15 protein-coding genes are annotated in these 15,217 nt (G+C 40.5%); 13 read left to right on the top strand and 2 right to left on the bottom strand.

Annotation, left to right across the window (positions count from 1 at the left end; genetic code table 11):
• Nucleotides 1–93: 93 nt before the first annotated feature.
• On the bottom strand, nucleotides 94–1,716 hold the full coding sequence (locus HU830_RS03380) for a peptide ABC transporter substrate-binding protein (RefSeq protein ID WP_176942373.1): 1,623 nt from the start codon (nucleotides 1,714–1,716) through the stop codon (nucleotides 94–96).
• Nucleotides 1,709–2,623, bottom strand: a complete 915-nt coding sequence (locus HU830_RS03375; protein ID WP_176942372.1) for a proline iminopeptidase-family hydrolase — start codon at nucleotides 2,621–2,623, stop codon at nucleotides 1,709–1,711. The genes HU830_RS03380 and HU830_RS03375 overlap by 8 nt, the downstream gene beginning before the upstream one ends.
• 455 nt (nucleotides 2,624–3,078) lie before the next feature.
• On the opposite strand from HU830_RS03375, the gene HU830_RS03370 reads away from it, so the two are divergent.
• The 13 genes from HU830_RS03370 (at nucleotide 3,079) to HU830_RS03310 (ending at nucleotide 15,216) form a co-directional block, all read left to right on the top strand.
• Nucleotides 3,079–3,471, top strand: a complete 393-nt coding sequence (locus tag HU830_RS03370) for a GntR family transcriptional regulator (protein WP_176942371.1) — start codon at nucleotides 3,079–3,081, stop codon at nucleotides 3,469–3,471.
• Nucleotides 3,446–4,168, top strand: coding sequence for an ATP-binding cassette domain-containing protein (locus HU830_RS03365; RefSeq protein ID WP_176942370.1), 723 nt, complete (start codon nucleotides 3,446–3,448; stop codon nucleotides 4,166–4,168). Before HU830_RS03370 ends, HU830_RS03365 begins: the two co-directional genes overlap by 26 nt.
• Entirely contained in the window at nucleotides 4,155–4,913 is a 759-nt protein-coding gene (locus HU830_RS03360) for a hypothetical protein (protein ID WP_176942369.1), read from the top strand. Before HU830_RS03365 ends, HU830_RS03360 begins: the two co-directional genes overlap by 14 nt.
• Before the next feature lie 301 nt (nucleotides 4,914–5,214).
• Entirely contained in the window at nucleotides 5,215–7,518 is a 2,304-nt protein-coding gene (gene helD, locus HU830_RS03355) for an RNA polymerase recycling motor HelD (protein WP_176942368.1), read from the top strand.
• Nucleotides 7,519–7,674: 156 nt separating this feature from the next.
• Entirely contained in the window at nucleotides 7,675–8,499 is an 825-nt protein-coding gene (locus HU830_RS03350; protein WP_176942367.1) for an SGNH/GDSL hydrolase family protein, read from the top strand.
• A 32-nt stretch (nucleotides 8,500–8,531) separates the two neighbouring features.
• Nucleotides 8,532–9,656 carry an LCP family glycopolymer transferase gene (locus tag HU830_RS03345; protein ID WP_176942366.1) on the top strand — a complete coding sequence of 375 codons (1,125 nt, stop codon included), beginning with the start codon at nucleotides 8,532–8,534 and terminating at the stop codon, nucleotides 9,654–9,656.
• Nucleotides 9,657–9,701: 45 nt separating this feature from the next.
• Nucleotides 9,702–10,460, top strand: a complete 759-nt coding sequence (locus HU830_RS03340; protein WP_176942365.1) for a YveK family protein — start codon at nucleotides 9,702–9,704, stop codon at nucleotides 10,458–10,460.
• 11 nt (nucleotides 10,461–10,471) lie between these two features.
• Nucleotides 10,472–11,215 carry a CpsD/CapB family tyrosine-protein kinase gene (locus tag HU830_RS03335; protein ID WP_176942364.1) on the top strand — a complete coding sequence of 248 codons (744 nt, stop codon included), beginning with the start codon at nucleotides 10,472–10,474 and terminating at the stop codon, nucleotides 11,213–11,215.
• Nucleotides 11,216–11,387: 172 nt separating this feature from the next.
• Nucleotides 11,388–12,143: a tyrosine-protein phosphatase gene (locus tag HU830_RS03330; protein WP_176942363.1), complete on the top strand. Its 756-nt coding sequence runs from the start codon at nucleotides 11,388–11,390 to the stop codon at nucleotides 12,141–12,143.
• A 96-nt stretch (nucleotides 12,144–12,239) separates the two neighbouring features.
• Nucleotides 12,240–12,950: a sugar transferase gene (locus tag HU830_RS03325; RefSeq protein WP_176942362.1), complete on the top strand. Its 711-nt coding sequence runs from the start codon at nucleotides 12,240–12,242 to the stop codon at nucleotides 12,948–12,950.
• 59 nt (nucleotides 12,951–13,009) lie between these two features.
• Nucleotides 13,010–14,236: a nucleotide sugar dehydrogenase gene (locus tag HU830_RS03320; RefSeq protein ID WP_176942361.1), complete on the top strand. Its 1,227-nt coding sequence runs from the start codon at nucleotides 13,010–13,012 to the stop codon at nucleotides 14,234–14,236.
• Nucleotides 14,237–14,238: 2 nt separating this feature from the next.
• Nucleotides 14,239–14,712, top strand: coding sequence for a PssD/Cps14F family polysaccharide biosynthesis glycosyltransferase (gene pssD / locus HU830_RS03315; protein ID WP_194946715.1), 474 nt, complete (start codon nucleotides 14,239–14,241; stop codon nucleotides 14,710–14,712).
• Between the two features lie 12 nt (nucleotides 14,713–14,724).
• Complete coding sequence (locus tag HU830_RS03310; RefSeq protein ID WP_176942360.1) at nucleotides 14,725–15,216, top strand: glycosyltransferase; 492 nt, start codon at nucleotides 14,725–14,727, stop codon at nucleotides 15,214–15,216.
• Nucleotide 15,217 lies beyond the last annotated feature (1 nt).

Below are 15,217 nucleotides of genomic sequence, written 5' to 3'. Positions count from 1 at the left end.
TTTGAATCTTTTTTGGATAAATTTCTAAGAATAGGAGATTCTGATAAAAAAACGAATAACTATCTTCTATAAGTTAACTGACTAGTTCCACCTTTATTTTAGGTAGGCTCTTGTATAGTCGTCTTCTCCAACGGGATGCCGTAAGACCCCATGGAGTTGCGGATTGACAAGATGGCTTTCAACCATTTGGTAAAGGGGAATGACCGGCATTGTCTGGTTCAGCCGTTGTTGCATCTGATGGAGATGTTGCCAATAAGCAGTCTTGTCATTTGCACTAGCTGTTAAAGCTGCCTGGTATTCGTGATCGAAAGATTCATCGTGATAATGACCGTAATTTTGCGGATTGTCACTGGTTAAAATACCCATGAAACTCATTGGATCGGCGAAATCAGCCAACCACATCGTTTCTCCGAGAGCAAACTGACCTTTCTTAGTTAATTCACTACTGTTTTTTTCGGGAATGTTTTTGAGTTGGACTTGCGCTTGCGGTAAATTCTTTTGGAAAGTTCCCTGTAAGAATTCGGCGACTTTGCGGGTAATATTATCATCATTGCCGACTACTTGGAGCTGAACTTTTCCGGAAAGATGGGCTTCTTGACAGCCTTCTTGCCAAAGTTTGCGGGCCTCAGTAGGATTGTAAGACTTTTGCGGTTGATTAGCGCTAGCAAAATCTTTGCCGGTTTGGGGATCGGTTACTAAATCGTGTGCCGTATAGGTGGTGGCTGGTTTTGAACCATCGGCAAGAACTTGTTTGGTTAAAGTTTTCCGATTGACGGCTAAACTAAGAGCTTGTCGCATTTTTTGGTTGGTCAAAGGTTGACCGGAAGCCAGATTAACCCGCAAATAGTAATTACCAGCCCGGTGTTCATGCAAAAGATGGGGATCTTTTTGGAGTTCTTTAGCAGTGACTCCGGTAATCAAAGCGTCATCAAGTTTTTGTTGGGAAAAGAGTTCGTGGGCGGTATTCGGATCTTTGATGACCAGATAATTGATCTTTTGGAGTTTGATTTGATGAGCAGCATAATAGTAGGGATTTTTCTTAAGCGTCCAGCGATCACTAGTTCCATCCCACTTCGTTAAGACAAACGGCCCATTGGAATAAAGCCGTTTTGAATTAGTCCCGTAGCGGCTGCCGAATTTAGCTAAAGCCTGCTGACTTTCCGGGAAGAAGGCCGGCATCACTAGCAGTTGGGAGAAGTAAGGGAGGGGATGTTCGAGTTGGACTTGGAGGGTAAAACGATCGACCGCTTTAACGCCCAGAGTATCGGGTTTCTTTTGGCCGGCGCTAATGGCGGTCGCATTTTTGATCCCGGCAAAAATATAATTGTAGCCAGATTTAGCTTGCGGAGCGGCTGACCGGCGCCAAGCTTGAACGAAGTCGTTGGCGGTTACCGGATCCCCGTTACTCCAGCGAGCTTTTTTGCGGAGGGGAATTGTATAAGTGGTCCCGTTGTTGGTTGGTTGCGCTACTTTGGCGGCCGCAGCTGGAACTACTTGATGGTGGCGATCCATTTTGTAAAGACCTTCCATGCTGTTTTCCAAAACATTCCAGGTGGTGAAGTCGGCATGGTTGGAAGTATCCATCGATAACAATTCGGAAGTTTGCATCAAGGTGATACTTTTATGATCAGCTGTCTGCTTTTGCCCTTGGCAACCAGCTAACAAAAGGGCCCAGCTAGTACAGGCAACTAAAAAACAAGGTGTTTTCTTATTCATGGTGAGCCTCCAATTGAACATCTGCTTGAACGTCTGTCAAAAATTCGCGTAAGGTTTGAAAAAAGGCGCTTGGATTATCGACACTGTGACAGTGACCGCCATCGGGTGTTAGAACCAAGCGGGCGTGAGGAAGAGTTGCTTGCATCCGGCGGGCGGAAGCCAGGGGCATCGTGTCGTGATCGCCAAAGGTGAGTAAGGTTGGAACAGTAATTTGAGCTAAATCGCCGCGGCGATCCCAGTCTTTCAAGGTTCCGGTCATCGTAAATTCATTGTCTCCTTGAAAATGGTTGTAAACGGCACTCGCGTGAGTGGCAACCAAATGGCGTGGTCCTTGTTCAGGGTGCCGGGTGACGTAATGGCGATAAAGTTCTTGGACTAGCTGTTGATATTTGGGATCCGTGAAGCGCTGATCTTTTTCGGCGGCTTGCATGTAACTAACTTCGGCGGGAGTAAAAGTTTTTTGACGTAAGGCGTTGATGTGGGTGATATATTCGGGGATGTTATCAATCATGCTCATCAAAACTAGCCCCCGTAAGTACTGGCCGTAGCGCAGGGCGTATTCTTGGGCTAAAAGGCCACCCCAAGAATGGCCAAGTAAGTAGAAATCTTTCAGCCCCAACTGTCGGCGGACCTCTTCTAATTCGGATAAATAATAGTCAAGGGTTAGATATTGTTGATTGGCTTTTTGCCTAAAATCGGGTTGATCGGAGTAAAAGGATCCTAGTTGGTCGTACATTGAAACTTGAACACCTAGTGGCTGCAAACCAGCAGCAAAGTTTTCGAATTCTTCGTGGTTACCCCCGGGTCCACCATGGACGCAGAGTAATTTAATTGCTCCCGTACCCACCGTACGAGTAAAAAGATGAAAACCATTTTTTAAAGAAATTAGACGACTACCATTTTGCATAAAAATTGCCTCCTTCAAAATTTGAACTCCGAAAAAAAGCACCCTTGGTGAAGAAATATTCTTCACCAAGGGTGCTTATAAGAGCACGGTACCACCTTGTTTTCGACGCCAAACGTCGCTTAGCGCAAGCGGCAATCAGGATCTGATTGCGATTTGCGGCCAAGATAACGGAGGCATCCGGGGCGACCTTACTGGAAAGTTTGGGTCGCCAGCTCTAAAGTGATCGTCACTAAGCTCTAGAAATCGTCTCCTCCCACCAAACGAGACTCGCTGTGATCCTAAATTCTAGGACAAACTTTATCTTTGCTTTTAATTTTCTCATTATTCTTTAATGGATTATATCCTACTCCGCTTTCGGGGGTCTTGTCAAGCCGATTAAAAATTAAATTTCAAAAAGCATTGCTTTTTAGTCTTGGTGTGTTAGTATAGTGGTACACGAGAAAGGAGTGCAATGTATGAAATTTAAAGATAATATCCCCATTTACCTGCAAATTAAAGCACTGATTAATCGTAAGATTATTGTCTCTGACTACCCTTTAGGTTCCAAGTTACCTTCAGTCCGTGATTTATCCTTACAATTGGAAGTCAATATTAATACAATTCAAAAAGCAATCAATGAACTAGTCCAAGAAAAGGTGGTCGTCACCAAACGAGGTCGCGGTAATTTTGTGACCGAGAATCTGCAAATGGTTGATGAGCTCAAAGAAAAACTGGTTGGACAGACAATTTCTGAAATGTATGAGTCCTTGATTGCTTTGGGTTTAGACCAAGGAGAAATTTTTTATTATATTAAACTCTACGCGACAGAAAGGATGACTTCAGATGACAACAACGCTACTACAAATTGACAATTTAGATTACAAAAAAAAGAACCACACGATTCTACAAAATGTAAATTTAGAAATCGACCTCGGGCACTTTGTCGGTTTGGCTGGGTTAAACGGAGCCGGAAAAACGACCTTGATGCGCTTAATTGCCGGAACTGCTTATAGTTCTACGGGGACAATCAGTTTGGCGGGAGATAAGAATGTCGCTCAAAGAAAGAGCCATTTGAGTTTTTCGGATGAATTGCGGGGCTTTAATAAGTATACTCGGGTTCATGATATTCAAAGTTTCTATGAAACTGTTTATCCTGATTTTTCCAACGAGCGTTATCATGAATTGGCCCAATTTTTGGAGCTTCAAGATGATGATCGTTTGGGGAGTTTATCCAAGGGGATGCGGGAACGCTTGACGATCGCCTTGACCTTGGCTCGAAAAGTTCCGCTCTATCTTTTGGATGAACCTTTTAGTGGAATTGATGTTTTGAGTCGGAAAAAAATTATTAAGGGACTCTTGAGTTGGGTTGATGACGAATCAACGGTGGTCATCAGTAGTCACCATTTAGAAGAAATTAAAGACATTTTAGATCAAATTGTAATTATCAAAGACCAAACTATTTTCACACACCAAGATACGGAAACTTTGATCGCCAAAGAGCAGTGTTCCTTGGAAGATTACTTTGAGAAAATTTATACTAGGGAGGTTCAAGATGACAAACTTTAAGCAAGTTTTGAAAGTTGGCTGGCGCCAACAATGGCGGATTGTGGCCAGCTCAACCCTCTTTATCTTAGCTGTTGTGGCGCTAACTTGGATTGCAATGTTCTTCATGAGCACCAGGGACGGTTTAATGATTGCGATGGGTGGAGCCTTACTTACTGCCGGGGTCTTGTTGGTCCCGATTATTATAATTCGCTTGGGAAACAATACGCGGCGGCATCTTCATGCCAATAATTTTCGCTTATTACCAATTGAAAATTGGAAATTCTATGGTGCAGAAATTTTAAATGTTGCTTTCTCCATCTTGGTTGTCTTCTTGATTCAAATAGTTCTCCTAGGGATTGTGGGAACTTTCATGTATGCCCACTATGGGTCACCACAATTCAATTGGAGTGCCAACAACTGGAATGTCTTAGTGTTGGTTATTTTAGGCCTCATTTTTATGATTATCGCGGCTTCAATTTCTTTCATCCTCCTTTGGCATACTGCAGATATTGCTAGTGCTTTCTTAATTGATCTGATTCCCGGGGGATTGCGGAAATTAATTACTTTCGTCGTTTATGTTGCTATCTTTTGGAGTGTCAATGTGGTAGCCGATAAGATCTATTCTTTATTTGCGGACATGAATAAAGTTTTCGAATTGTCTTCAGCGACCAATCTTTGGACCTATAATATTTACCAAGTGGCTTTGTGTGCACTTCTTTTTGTCCTCAACGCTTGGTTGTTGAAATTCTTAGAAACCAATCGTTAATAATTGAAAAAATTTTAGCTAACGAGCTTGCAACAGTTAGATCAAGAAGCTAACCGGGGTGAGCTTTTTTATTTAGCAATTTTGGGGGGATGACCAATGGAATCATTATTAAAACTGGTCCAAGTTTCTAAAAGTTACACTTTGGATCGAGATCAAAATCAACTAGATACAGCACAGGCGTTGCGTTATGAATAAAATTACCAAAAGGGTCGAATTTTCGATCTTTTTTTCTGCGTCAAAGAGCGTGGGATATGCTAAAATTATTTGTTAAAATTGTAAGCTAAGTAAGTGGGAGATCAAGATGACGGACGTGGAAGATAAACGCCAAGAACAGGCACATTTGCGGCAAGTTATTGTCCAGATTAAACAAGAACAAGCAAAATTAAAGCAAAATATCCAAACGGCCCAAGCCGATATTCACGAAATTGACCGGACCTTTGGCGATGACGTCCATGTGGGGATGGGCGATGATGGAATTTCAATGGCTGGAGCCCTTTCGATCCAACAACAGCAACAAATGTTGGCGGAAAGAAATAATTCTTGGCAAAGATCACAGCAACAATTAATGGTTCTTAATAAATTAGTCGAAAAACCTTATTTTGCGCGCTTAGATTTTCAGGAATTACCTTCAGGTAAGCCAGAAACCATCTATATTGGTCTGGGATCTTTAACCGACGAAGATAATAATTTTTTGATTTACGATTGGCGGGCCCCGATTTCGGCGATTTACTATGATGGCGATTTGGGTCAAGTTACTTATCAGACGCCCGATGGCGAACAAGCAGTCAAGGTGACTTTGAAGCGGCAATTTATTATTGAAAAGGGTCAAATCCAGACTTTCTTTGATACTGAAGAGACGATCGGCGATCAGATGTTGTTGGCCGTTTTGGACAATAAAGCCAGCACCAAGATGAAAAGTATTGTCACCACGATTCAGCGGGAACAAAACCAGATTATTCGAGATACCGATTCGGATTTGTTGTTTGTCCAAGGAGCTGCTGGATCGGGAAAAACAGCCGCTATTATGCAGCGAGTGGCCTATCTCCTGTACCGTTACCGGCATAAGCTCGACTCAGGACAAGTAGTCTTGTTCTCACCCAATATGTTATTCAACGATTACGTCAGTCAAGTGCTGCCCGAAATGGGTGAACAAAATATGATTCAATTGACTTATAGTCAGTATTTGGGCCATCGTTTACCCAAAGTTCAATTACAAACACTCGCCCAACAATTTGAAGCCACCCAGACTCCAACCCAACAAGCGATAATTCATTTTGTCAGTGACTACCAATTTTTCCAATTGGAAACTCAGTATGCTCAATTGTTAGGTCAAGGTGGTGTCTATTTCCGCGATCTCCGTTTACACGACCGGGTTCTTTTGAGCCGCCAACAGATTGCCCAAATCTACTATCATTTTGGTCCGCAATATCGCTTAGTGAACCGAATTGAAGCGACCAAAGCCAAGCTCTTAAAGAAGTTGCAAGGACAATTACAGCGAGAAATGAAGCAGGAATGGGTCCAAACGGCCATCCAAAATTTGAGTAGCGAACAATTGCGGCAACTTTATGATTATCCGGATCAAGAGTTTGCGACCAGTGAAGCGGAAGAGAAATTTCTCGCCCATAAGTTGGTGGAAAAAGAACTGCAGCCCGTAGCTCGAAAAATTCAACAACTGCAATTCCTCAATCCCACGGCGACCTATCAACAATTTTTGCGCTCTGTCCCGCAGATTGTCGATTTAGCGGCTTGGAAAATTACGCCAGCCGATTGGCAAGAATATCAGCAACAATTTCAAGCTGACTTACAAAAGCGGCAACTTCGCTTGAGTGATCTAACTCCCTACCTTTATTTGTACGATTTAATCACTGGACATCACGGTGATTTAAAAATGAAATTTGTTTTTATTGATGAGATTCAAGACTATACACCTTTTCAATTGGCTTATTTGAAGTATAGTTTTCCGCGAGCCCGGTACACTTTACTAGGCGACTTAAACCAGTCAATCTTTGTCAAAGGGAAAGCCCCGGTTCTCCTCAAAGAAGTTCGAAAGTTATTTGTTCCCGAAAAGACCCGGGTTGTGCAATTGACGCATTCTTATCGGTCAACCCAACAGATTACCGAATTCACCAAACAACTCCTGCAAACAGGGGTTAAGATTCAAGCTTTCCATCGTCCTGGCGACTTACCAAATGTATTGCTAGCTAAGAAGCAAATGCAAATGTTGCAGGCCCTTCAACAACAATTGCGGCAAAATCATGACCGTCACTATGCGACCGCCATTATTACCCGCAATTTAGAACAAGCCCAAGAGCTGCAAGAACAATTGCGGTCAAGTTCAACCGCCACCACTTTGGTGCGTTCGGAAAATCAGCGCTTAGCAAGTGGTGATTTAGTTATTCCAGTTTATTTGGCCAAAGGTTTGGAATTTGATGCCGTAATTATTTGGAATGCGAGCGCAGGTGAATTCACTAGTCAAGATCGGCAAGTTTTATATACAATGGCTTCTCGGGCCATGCATCGACTGACGATTACAGCTTGCGGTCAATTAGAGCCCTTACTAGCGGCAATTCCCGAAAATTATTATCAGAAAACAGTAATTAATTAAAAAACCTATCTCTCAAAGAGATAGGTTTTTTAATCTAAGCTAGTGGGAAATTAAAAAGGGCTTGACTTTTGTGATTAAGATGTTAAAAAAGACCGAGGAAATTATGAAGATTTATGCTATAATACACCCGTATGTCTACGCTGCGGGGGAATGAGCATGAAGAAAACGGTCGGTTATGTCACAGCAATCCTGGTCTTTCTAGTCTTAATGATCGGAATGATCATTGTCGGTAAACAGCGGCAGGATGTCCAATTGACACAACAGATGGCGCATTATTCTCAACAAAGTCAATCGGTAACTAAGACTCAAGCGACTACTGAAAAACAATTACCTAATTTAGGATCGGACAATGCCAAGTGGCACCAAATTGGTGCCGGAAAGCAATTAAAAGTAGCCGTGATGGGTGATGAAATTGCCGCTGGTTATTATGCCGGAACTCCCAAGCAAGCCTTTCAGTATCAAGTTACCAATTTTCTTCATAAAAGTTTGGGCTATCAAGTCAGTCTCAAAGGGCATTGGCGCAAGGGAGCCACGATTGGTGGGGCTGCAATTGATAATTATCAGCGGCTCGTTAATTGGAATCCCGATTTGTTAATTTTGGAATATGGAACTAACGACCAAGATCCAAAAAACAGTGCTTATGCTAGCCCCAAGACTTTTTGGACTAATTTACAAGCACTCCTGACTGATTTACAGGCTAAATTACCGCAGACAAAAGTTATTTTATTAACTTCTTGGCAAGGGAAGAATAATCAAACTTATGATCCCTTGATTAAATCAGCGGGCCGCCAAGCCGGAATTGACGTTCTTGATTTGGCTCCGATTTGGCACGATCAAGTCAATCGGGCTGATTCTAGTTCGCAAACTTGGACTAAAACGGTAACCAAGAAGTGGCCCAATACTGCTGGCCAAGTCGAAATTGCTCGTAGTTTAATTCAAAAAGAGTTGGTTCCCTTCTACGTTCCGCGGCAATTACGTTAGTTCCCAGTACCTTCCAAAGGAGAAGAAAGATCATGGATAAAGATCAACCTAATAAACCACAGTTCGAAGAGCATCATCATCGACATCATTCTAAACGTCGGCATCATCGACGTTTTCATCCTTGGCGTTGGTTAGGGGTCATTGTGCTACTTTTCTTATTCGCTGGGGGGAGTTATGCCTGGTATATTTACCATAATGTTAAGACAACGGCCGATGGAACTTATATTCCCTTGAATAAATCAGAGGAAGAAAAGACCAAAGACCAAAGTAATTTGAAAAATAAAAAGCCCCTCAGTATTTTAATAATGGGGACCGATACGGGAGCCTTGGGGCGGACAGAAGCCCGGGGACGGACGGATACTTTGATTTTGATGACCGTTAATCCTCAAACCAAGAAAACGACCATGACCAGTATTCCTCGGGATACGATGGCGCAGATGATGGGTTCCAAAGGAATCAATATTCAAAAAATCAATGCTGCTTATAGTCTGGGCGGGGCTGATGAATCCGTGAAGTCCGTTTCTACCTTATTAAATGTTCCCATTCAACAATATGCGGTCATCAATATGGGTGGTCTGGAGAAGATCGTTGATGCTGTTGGGGGAGTTGATATTGATGTTCCGTTTTCCTTTAAATCAGAGCAAGATCATTATAAGCACCAATTCACCAAGGGCAAGATGCATCTCGATGGTTCCGCGGCTTTGGCTTACGTGCGGATGCGTTACGAAGATCCGCGAGGAGACTACGGTCGGGCGCAACGGCAACGGCAAGTGATTACCGCAATTTTAGAAGCAGCTCCGTCGATGAACACCCTCTCCCATTTCAAAACTTTAACCGAGCAGGTAAAAGGCAACTTTCGGACTAGTCTCAGTTTTGAAGATATGATTAAGTTGTATCAAAACTATCGTCCAGCGACGGCCAAGATTGAACAAGACTTTGTTCAAGGAGTAGGGGCTTATCTGAACGGTTCTTCTTATCAAATCGCATCTACGCCTGAATTGCAACGAGTTTCAAAAAAGATTCGCCAAAACTTAGGTTTAAAGGAAGCTCCGTTGAAAAATGAAGAGACTAAACAAAATGCCCTAAATCCAGATTTCAACTGGCAAGCAGAAAATAGTTCAGGTTACGAGGTTCAAGGAGCCGATAAGGTTAATTAGCACTAGGAATTTAAATTACTGAAAAAAGATTTTTGGGAGGAAGCAATGAACGACGAAGTAATTAATTTGGGCCAATTAATGGCTACCTTGCGTAAACATCTGTTATTAATTCTTTTGATGACCGGAATTGGGGGTGTCTTAGCGGTAGCCGTGACCTATTTTGTAATGACGCCGCAATACCAATCTAGTTCCTTAATCTTAGTCAATCAAAAACGCTCTGAAGATGGGAATGCTCAATATAATCAGATTCAATCCGACTTGCAGATGATTAATACCTACAAGGATATCATCACTAAAGATGTCGTGATGAAGCAGGTTAAGAAAAATTTAAATGCCCGTAATTTTGCGGTTAGTGGAAATACTGATAATTTAGCTAAAAAAATTAAAATTTCCAACAACCAAAATTCCCAAGTTCTTAGTGTTACCGCTAAAGCTGATGATCCTTACTTAGCCCGAGCCTTAGCTGATGAGACGGTGTCAGTCTTTCAAGAAAAAGTTACCAAGATTATGACCAATGCCAAAAATGTTTCGGTTATTTCCAAGGGATCTCTAAAAAGAAAGCCAGTTAGTCCGCGACCAACAATTAATATTGTTTTAGGATTACTGGTAGGACTGATTGTCGGTTGTCTAGTAGCTCTAATCCGCGATTTAACAGATAAAACAATCAAGAGTACTGAATTTATTGAACAAAAGTTGCGCCTACCGATGTTAGGTTCAATTTCAGAAATTGATGCTGCGGATATGAAACTAGGTTTAGCAAGATCACGGAAGATGCGTAATCATAAGTTGCCGACCCGGCGCTAGGAGGAAAGAAAATGTCATTTTGGAAACAGAAAAAAAGTAGACTCTCCAATGAAAGTGGGCGTAGTGGAGTCGCCTTAATTGCCGACTATGATCCTTCGGCCCGGGTCAGTGAAGAATATCGGACCCTAAGAACCAATATTTTGTACGCTAAGGCCGACGATCCGATTAAGACCTTAGTCTTTACTTCAGATAGCCCTAGTGAAGGAAAGTCGACAGTCAGTGCTAATACGGCGGCGACTTTTGCCCAACAAGGGATTCGTACCCTCTTGTTAGATGCTGATATGCGCCGGCCAACGATTCAAGCGACCTTTGGCTTGCAGAATAAGTTTGGTTTAGTGGATTTATTAACCGGTGAAGAAGATGAAGCAAAGTTAGTTAAAGCTTGCCAAAAGACGGCAATTGAGAATCTCTTCGTTTTACCGGCCGGACCCATTCCACCTAATCCTTCCGAACTCTTGTCCAGTAAAAGAATGCAACATATTTTAAAGTTGGTTTCCCAAGCCTTTGATTTAGTGATTTTGGATGCCCCACCAGTAATGTCGGTGACGGATGCCCAGATTATCGCTTCGCGCACCGATGCGACTATAATTGTTGCTCCTTATGGAATTGCCCAAAAGAATATGTTACTGGAAACTAGAAATTTATTGGAGAAGGTTCATGCCAATATCATTGGAGTGGTGATGAATCGGGTTCCAGAAGCGGCTCGGCGGAGTCAGTATGGTTATTACTATGGTAGCTACTATACTTCTAAATAAATTTGACTTATAACCAAAGTCAAGAATATTATTTTGTTTATAATGTCTTTAAAATTCAGCCTTTTTCTGGCTAGCAGAAAGTGTTCGCTAATCGGGAAAGAGGCATTCCTGTTTTTTAGACCAAAAAACAAAAATTACAGAGACGACTTTTTTAAAAAGGAGGGAAGGACGAGTGCCAGCAGAGCAATTTTTGGCGATCCCAGGAGCTTTAAATCTACGAGATTTAGGTGGTTATTCAACCACTACGGGACAAAGGATTAAAGCTCAAAAATTATTACGTTCGGGTTCACTCGTTGATTTGAAACAAACGGCGGCAGAACAATTGGCCGATAAATATGGAGTTCAGACGATCATCGATTTTCGAAGTGCTAGCGAAATTGAGCGTTATCCGGATACGATTCCCACAGAGGCTCGTTATTATAATTTGTCAGTACTACCGTTTAGTGACCATGCCTCTTGGCTAGAGAAAGTAAAGCGGCGTTTTCAGGCGCCAGAGGATCCAATGTTGATTATGTATCGGAGAATGTTGTTGGATAGTCATGCCAATGATACCTACCGGCGTTTTCTCGAGTTCTTATTGATGAATGAAGATCCTGAGCAAGCCCTTTTGTTCCACTGTACTGCCGGAAAAGATCGAACCGGAATTGCGGCGATGATTGTTGAAGGCTTATTGGGAGTTCCTGAAGAAACGATTTATGCTGATTACCTTTTAACCAACAAGGCAATGGAGTGGATTTCCCAGACTAGTTCGGGAAGTCAATTAGTAAATCAAATGAATGGCCAAAAGGCCGAACCAGCCTATTACCAAGCGGCACATAATGTGATCCAAAAAGAATTTGGAACTTGGGCAAATTATGCCCAAAAGCAACTAGATTTTACTAGTGGAGATCTAAGCGATTTAAAGAAAATATATTTAACTGATAAATAATAATCAGTTATTAATTAATTTTGTCATTAATGTTGAACTTGTGGGGGACCATTCAAGGCCAAAAATGAATGGGGTTTTAGTGGGGAGAGAAATTTAATGCATAATCAACAGCAAATTTCACCTTCGAAATTGTTGGCAAAAGATAAATTCCCAGGCAAAGTGGGAGAACACATCCAGATAAAGTCTAAAGAGTTGGATCGGCAATGGGGTTATCGTCTTGTGAAACGATTATCAGATATAGTTCTGAGTGGAGCAGGGCTGGTTGTTTTGTTACCTGTTTTTTTAATCTTAGCGGGAATGATTAAATTAGATGACCCACAGGGTCCTATATTCTTTAGGCAAACGCGGATTGGGAAAAAAGAAAAGCGCTTTCAAATATATAAACTTCGCTCAATGTGCGTCGATGCAGAAGCTAAGTTAGATAAATTGTTAGAACAAAACGAGGTTGAGGGGGCCATGTTTAAAATCAAGGATGACCCACGAGTGACTAAGGTGGGTCATTTTTTGCGTAGAACGAGTCTCGATGAATTACCGCAACTTTGGAATGTCCTCAAAGGAGATATGAGCTTGGTTGGACCTCGGCCGCCACTGCCACACGAAGTCGCTGATTACACCGATTATGATAAGCAGCGATTGTTGGTGATACCCGGCTGTACTGGCTTATGGCAAGTTTCCGAGCGAAATGAGGTTGGCTTTTACGAAATGGTCGAACTAGATTTAGCTTATATTCGTAATCGAAGTATTTGGAATGATTTAAAAATCATATTTAGAACATTATCAATTATGGTAAAACCAAATGGGTATTAAAAAAGAATTATGAAGTATTTGTTCAAAGTTAGTATTAATTAAGGGGGAAAATCAGTACGATGGCACATGAATATCGAATTGCGGTGGCCGGAGCGGGATATGTTGGGTTAAGTATTGCAACTCTATTATCTCAACATCATCATGTAGAGATTATTGATATTATTTCTGAAAAAGTAGAGTTAATTAATTCAGGTCACTCGCCAATTAAAGATCAAGAAATTGAAGATTATTTGGGTAATCACCAACTTGATTTACACGCAACTACAGAAGCGAAAGAGGCTTATCAACAGGCAGATTATGTTGTTATTGCCACACCGACTAATTATGATACACAAAAGAATTTTTTTGATACAGCAGCGGTTGAAAAGGTTATTGAATTAGTATTAAAAATTAATCCAGAAGCTATTATGGTGGTTAAGTCGACCATTCCAGTTGGTTATACAGATAAGATTCGCCGTTCTTTTAATACAAATAATATTATTTTTAGTCCTGAATTTTTAAGAGAAGGAAAGGCTTTATATGACAACTTGTATCCTTCGCGAATTGTGGTTGGTACGGATCTAAAAGATTGCCGATTGGTTAAAGCCGCGCAGACTTTTGCGACTTTATTACAAGAAGGAGCAATTAAAAAAGATATTGAAACCCTATTTATGGGTTTCACAGAAGCAGAAGCCGTAAAGTTGTTTGCAAATACGTATTTGGCACTGCGAGTGTCCTTCTTTAACGAACTTGATACCTATGCAGAAGTTAAAAGTTTAGATCCAAAACAAATTATTAAGGGAGTATCGCTGGATCCTAGAATCGGGGATCACTATAATAATCCTTCTTTTGGCTATGGGGGCTACTGTTTACCGAAAGATACGAAACAGTTACTTGCCAATTACCAGGATGTTCCAGAGAATTTAATTCAGGCCATTGTGGATTCAAATAGTACTAGAAAAGATTTTATTGCCAATCAAGTTCTCCAATTAGCGGGATATGCTGATTCTAAATCTGATAAAAAAGTTACTATTGGTGTTTATCGATTAACAATGAAAAGTAATTCAGATAATTTTAGACAAAGTAGTATTCAAGGAGTGATTAAGCAAATAAAAGCTAGGGGAGCAAGAGTCATCATTTACGAACCTACGTTAAATGATGGTGAAGAATTTTGTGATAGTCTGGTTGTTAATAATTTAAAATCCTTTAAGCAACAGGCTCGTTCAATTATTGCTAATCGTTATAATAGTGATTTGGATGATGTTCAAGGCAAGGTTTACACAAGAGATATTTTTAAATGTAATTAATATTGGACCTAGGAGTTGGTAATATTTTAAAGTTATGTTTAATTTCTTCATCTGGAGGTCATTTTGAACAGTTGTATCGACTAAAGGTTCTGAAAGAAAACTATTCTATATTTTTTGTAACTGAAAAAACTAAATACGTTGCAGATTCACATGCAAAATATTTGATTAAGCAAGTAAATCGTGAAGATAAATTTGTACTATTTTATTTACTGAATATTCTTTTTAAGTCAATTTATATTTTTTTTAAAGAGAAACCAGATGCTATAATATCCACAGGAGCATTGTGTACAATTCCTATGCTATTATTAGCTCGTATATTTAGAAAAAAAATTATTTATATTGAATCATTTGCAAAAATTAAATCACCCACACTTACGGGGAAGTTTGTTTATAAATTTGCTGATGTATTTATTATTCAATGGAAAGAAATGAAGAAGTTCTACCCCAATGCAGTTTATTTAGGATCAATTTATTAAGGTGGATGAAATATGATATTTGTAACGGTTGGGTCACAAAAATTTGAATTTAGCAGACTTCTTAGGTATATTAACAACTTAATTATTGCTAATATAATTAATGAACCGGTATTTGCTCAGATAGGTAATAATATTGATGATGGGTATTTATTTGAAACAAGTCAGTTTATTGATAGATCTAAATTTAGAGAAAAGATGGCACAGTCTGATATTGTAATTACACACGCTGGTACTGGAGCAATAGTAGGAGCTTTGGAAATGGATAAATGTGTAATTGCTGTTCCGAGACAAAAAGATTTTAATGAACATGTTGATAACCATCAATTTGAAATCGCAAATGCATTTCAATCTGCTGGTTATATTGAGATGGCCACTTCAGAAGTTGAATTGGCAACAGCATTAGATAAGTTAAAAAGTGGTGTATATAAAAAATTTAAGTCTAATACATCAACTTATATTTTATATTTAGAGTCATACTTAAATAAAATAGTGAAGCCAAGGTGAG

The sequence above is a fragment of the Bombilactobacillus apium genome (assembly GCF_013385145.1).
GTDB classification, from domain to species: domain Bacteria; phylum Bacillota; class Bacilli; order Lactobacillales; family Lactobacillaceae; genus Bombilactobacillus; species Bombilactobacillus apium.
Note: the sequence above shows the minus strand (reverse complement) of the source record. Positions and strands in the feature narration are given on the sequence as shown.

What these genes read in the sequence shown, in the direction of transcription:
- HU830_RS03380 (WP_176942373.1), bottom strand. Translation starts at nt 1,716, where the DNA reads ATGAATAAGAAAACACCTTGTTTTTTAGTTGCCTGTACTAGCTGGGCC.
- HU830_RS03375 (WP_176942372.1), bottom strand. Translation starts at nt 2,623, where the DNA reads ATGCAAAATGGTAGTCGTCTAATTTCTTTAAAAAATGGTTTTCATCTT.
- HU830_RS03370 (WP_176942371.1), top strand. Translation starts at nt 3,079, where the DNA reads ATGAAATTTAAAGATAATATCCCCATTTACCTGCAAATTAAAGCACTG.
- HU830_RS03365 (WP_176942370.1), top strand. Translation starts at nt 3,446, where the DNA reads ATGACAACAACGCTACTACAAATTGACAATTTAGATTACAAAAAAAAG.
- HU830_RS03360 (WP_176942369.1), top strand. Translation starts at nt 4,155, where the DNA reads ATGACAAACTTTAAGCAAGTTTTGAAAGTTGGCTGGCGCCAACAATGG.
- helD (WP_176942368.1), top strand. Translation starts at nt 5,215, where the DNA reads ATGACGGACGTGGAAGATAAACGCCAAGAACAGGCACATTTGCGGCAA.
- HU830_RS03350 (WP_176942367.1), top strand. Translation starts at nt 7,675, where the DNA reads ATGAAGAAAACGGTCGGTTATGTCACAGCAATCCTGGTCTTTCTAGTC.
- HU830_RS03345 (WP_176942366.1), top strand. Translation starts at nt 8,532, where the DNA reads ATGGATAAAGATCAACCTAATAAACCACAGTTCGAAGAGCATCATCAT.
- HU830_RS03340 (WP_176942365.1), top strand. Translation starts at nt 9,702, where the DNA reads ATGAACGACGAAGTAATTAATTTGGGCCAATTAATGGCTACCTTGCGT.
- HU830_RS03335 (WP_176942364.1), top strand. Translation starts at nt 10,472, where the DNA reads ATGTCATTTTGGAAACAGAAAAAAAGTAGACTCTCCAATGAAAGTGGG.
- HU830_RS03325 (WP_176942362.1), top strand. Translation starts at nt 12,240, where the DNA reads ATGCATAATCAACAGCAAATTTCACCTTCGAAATTGTTGGCAAAAGAT.
- HU830_RS03320 (WP_176942361.1), top strand. Translation starts at nt 13,010, where the DNA reads ATGGCACATGAATATCGAATTGCGGTGGCCGGAGCGGGATATGTTGGG.
- HU830_RS03310 (WP_176942360.1), top strand. Translation starts at nt 14,725, where the DNA reads ATGATATTTGTAACGGTTGGGTCACAAAAATTTGAATTTAGCAGACTT.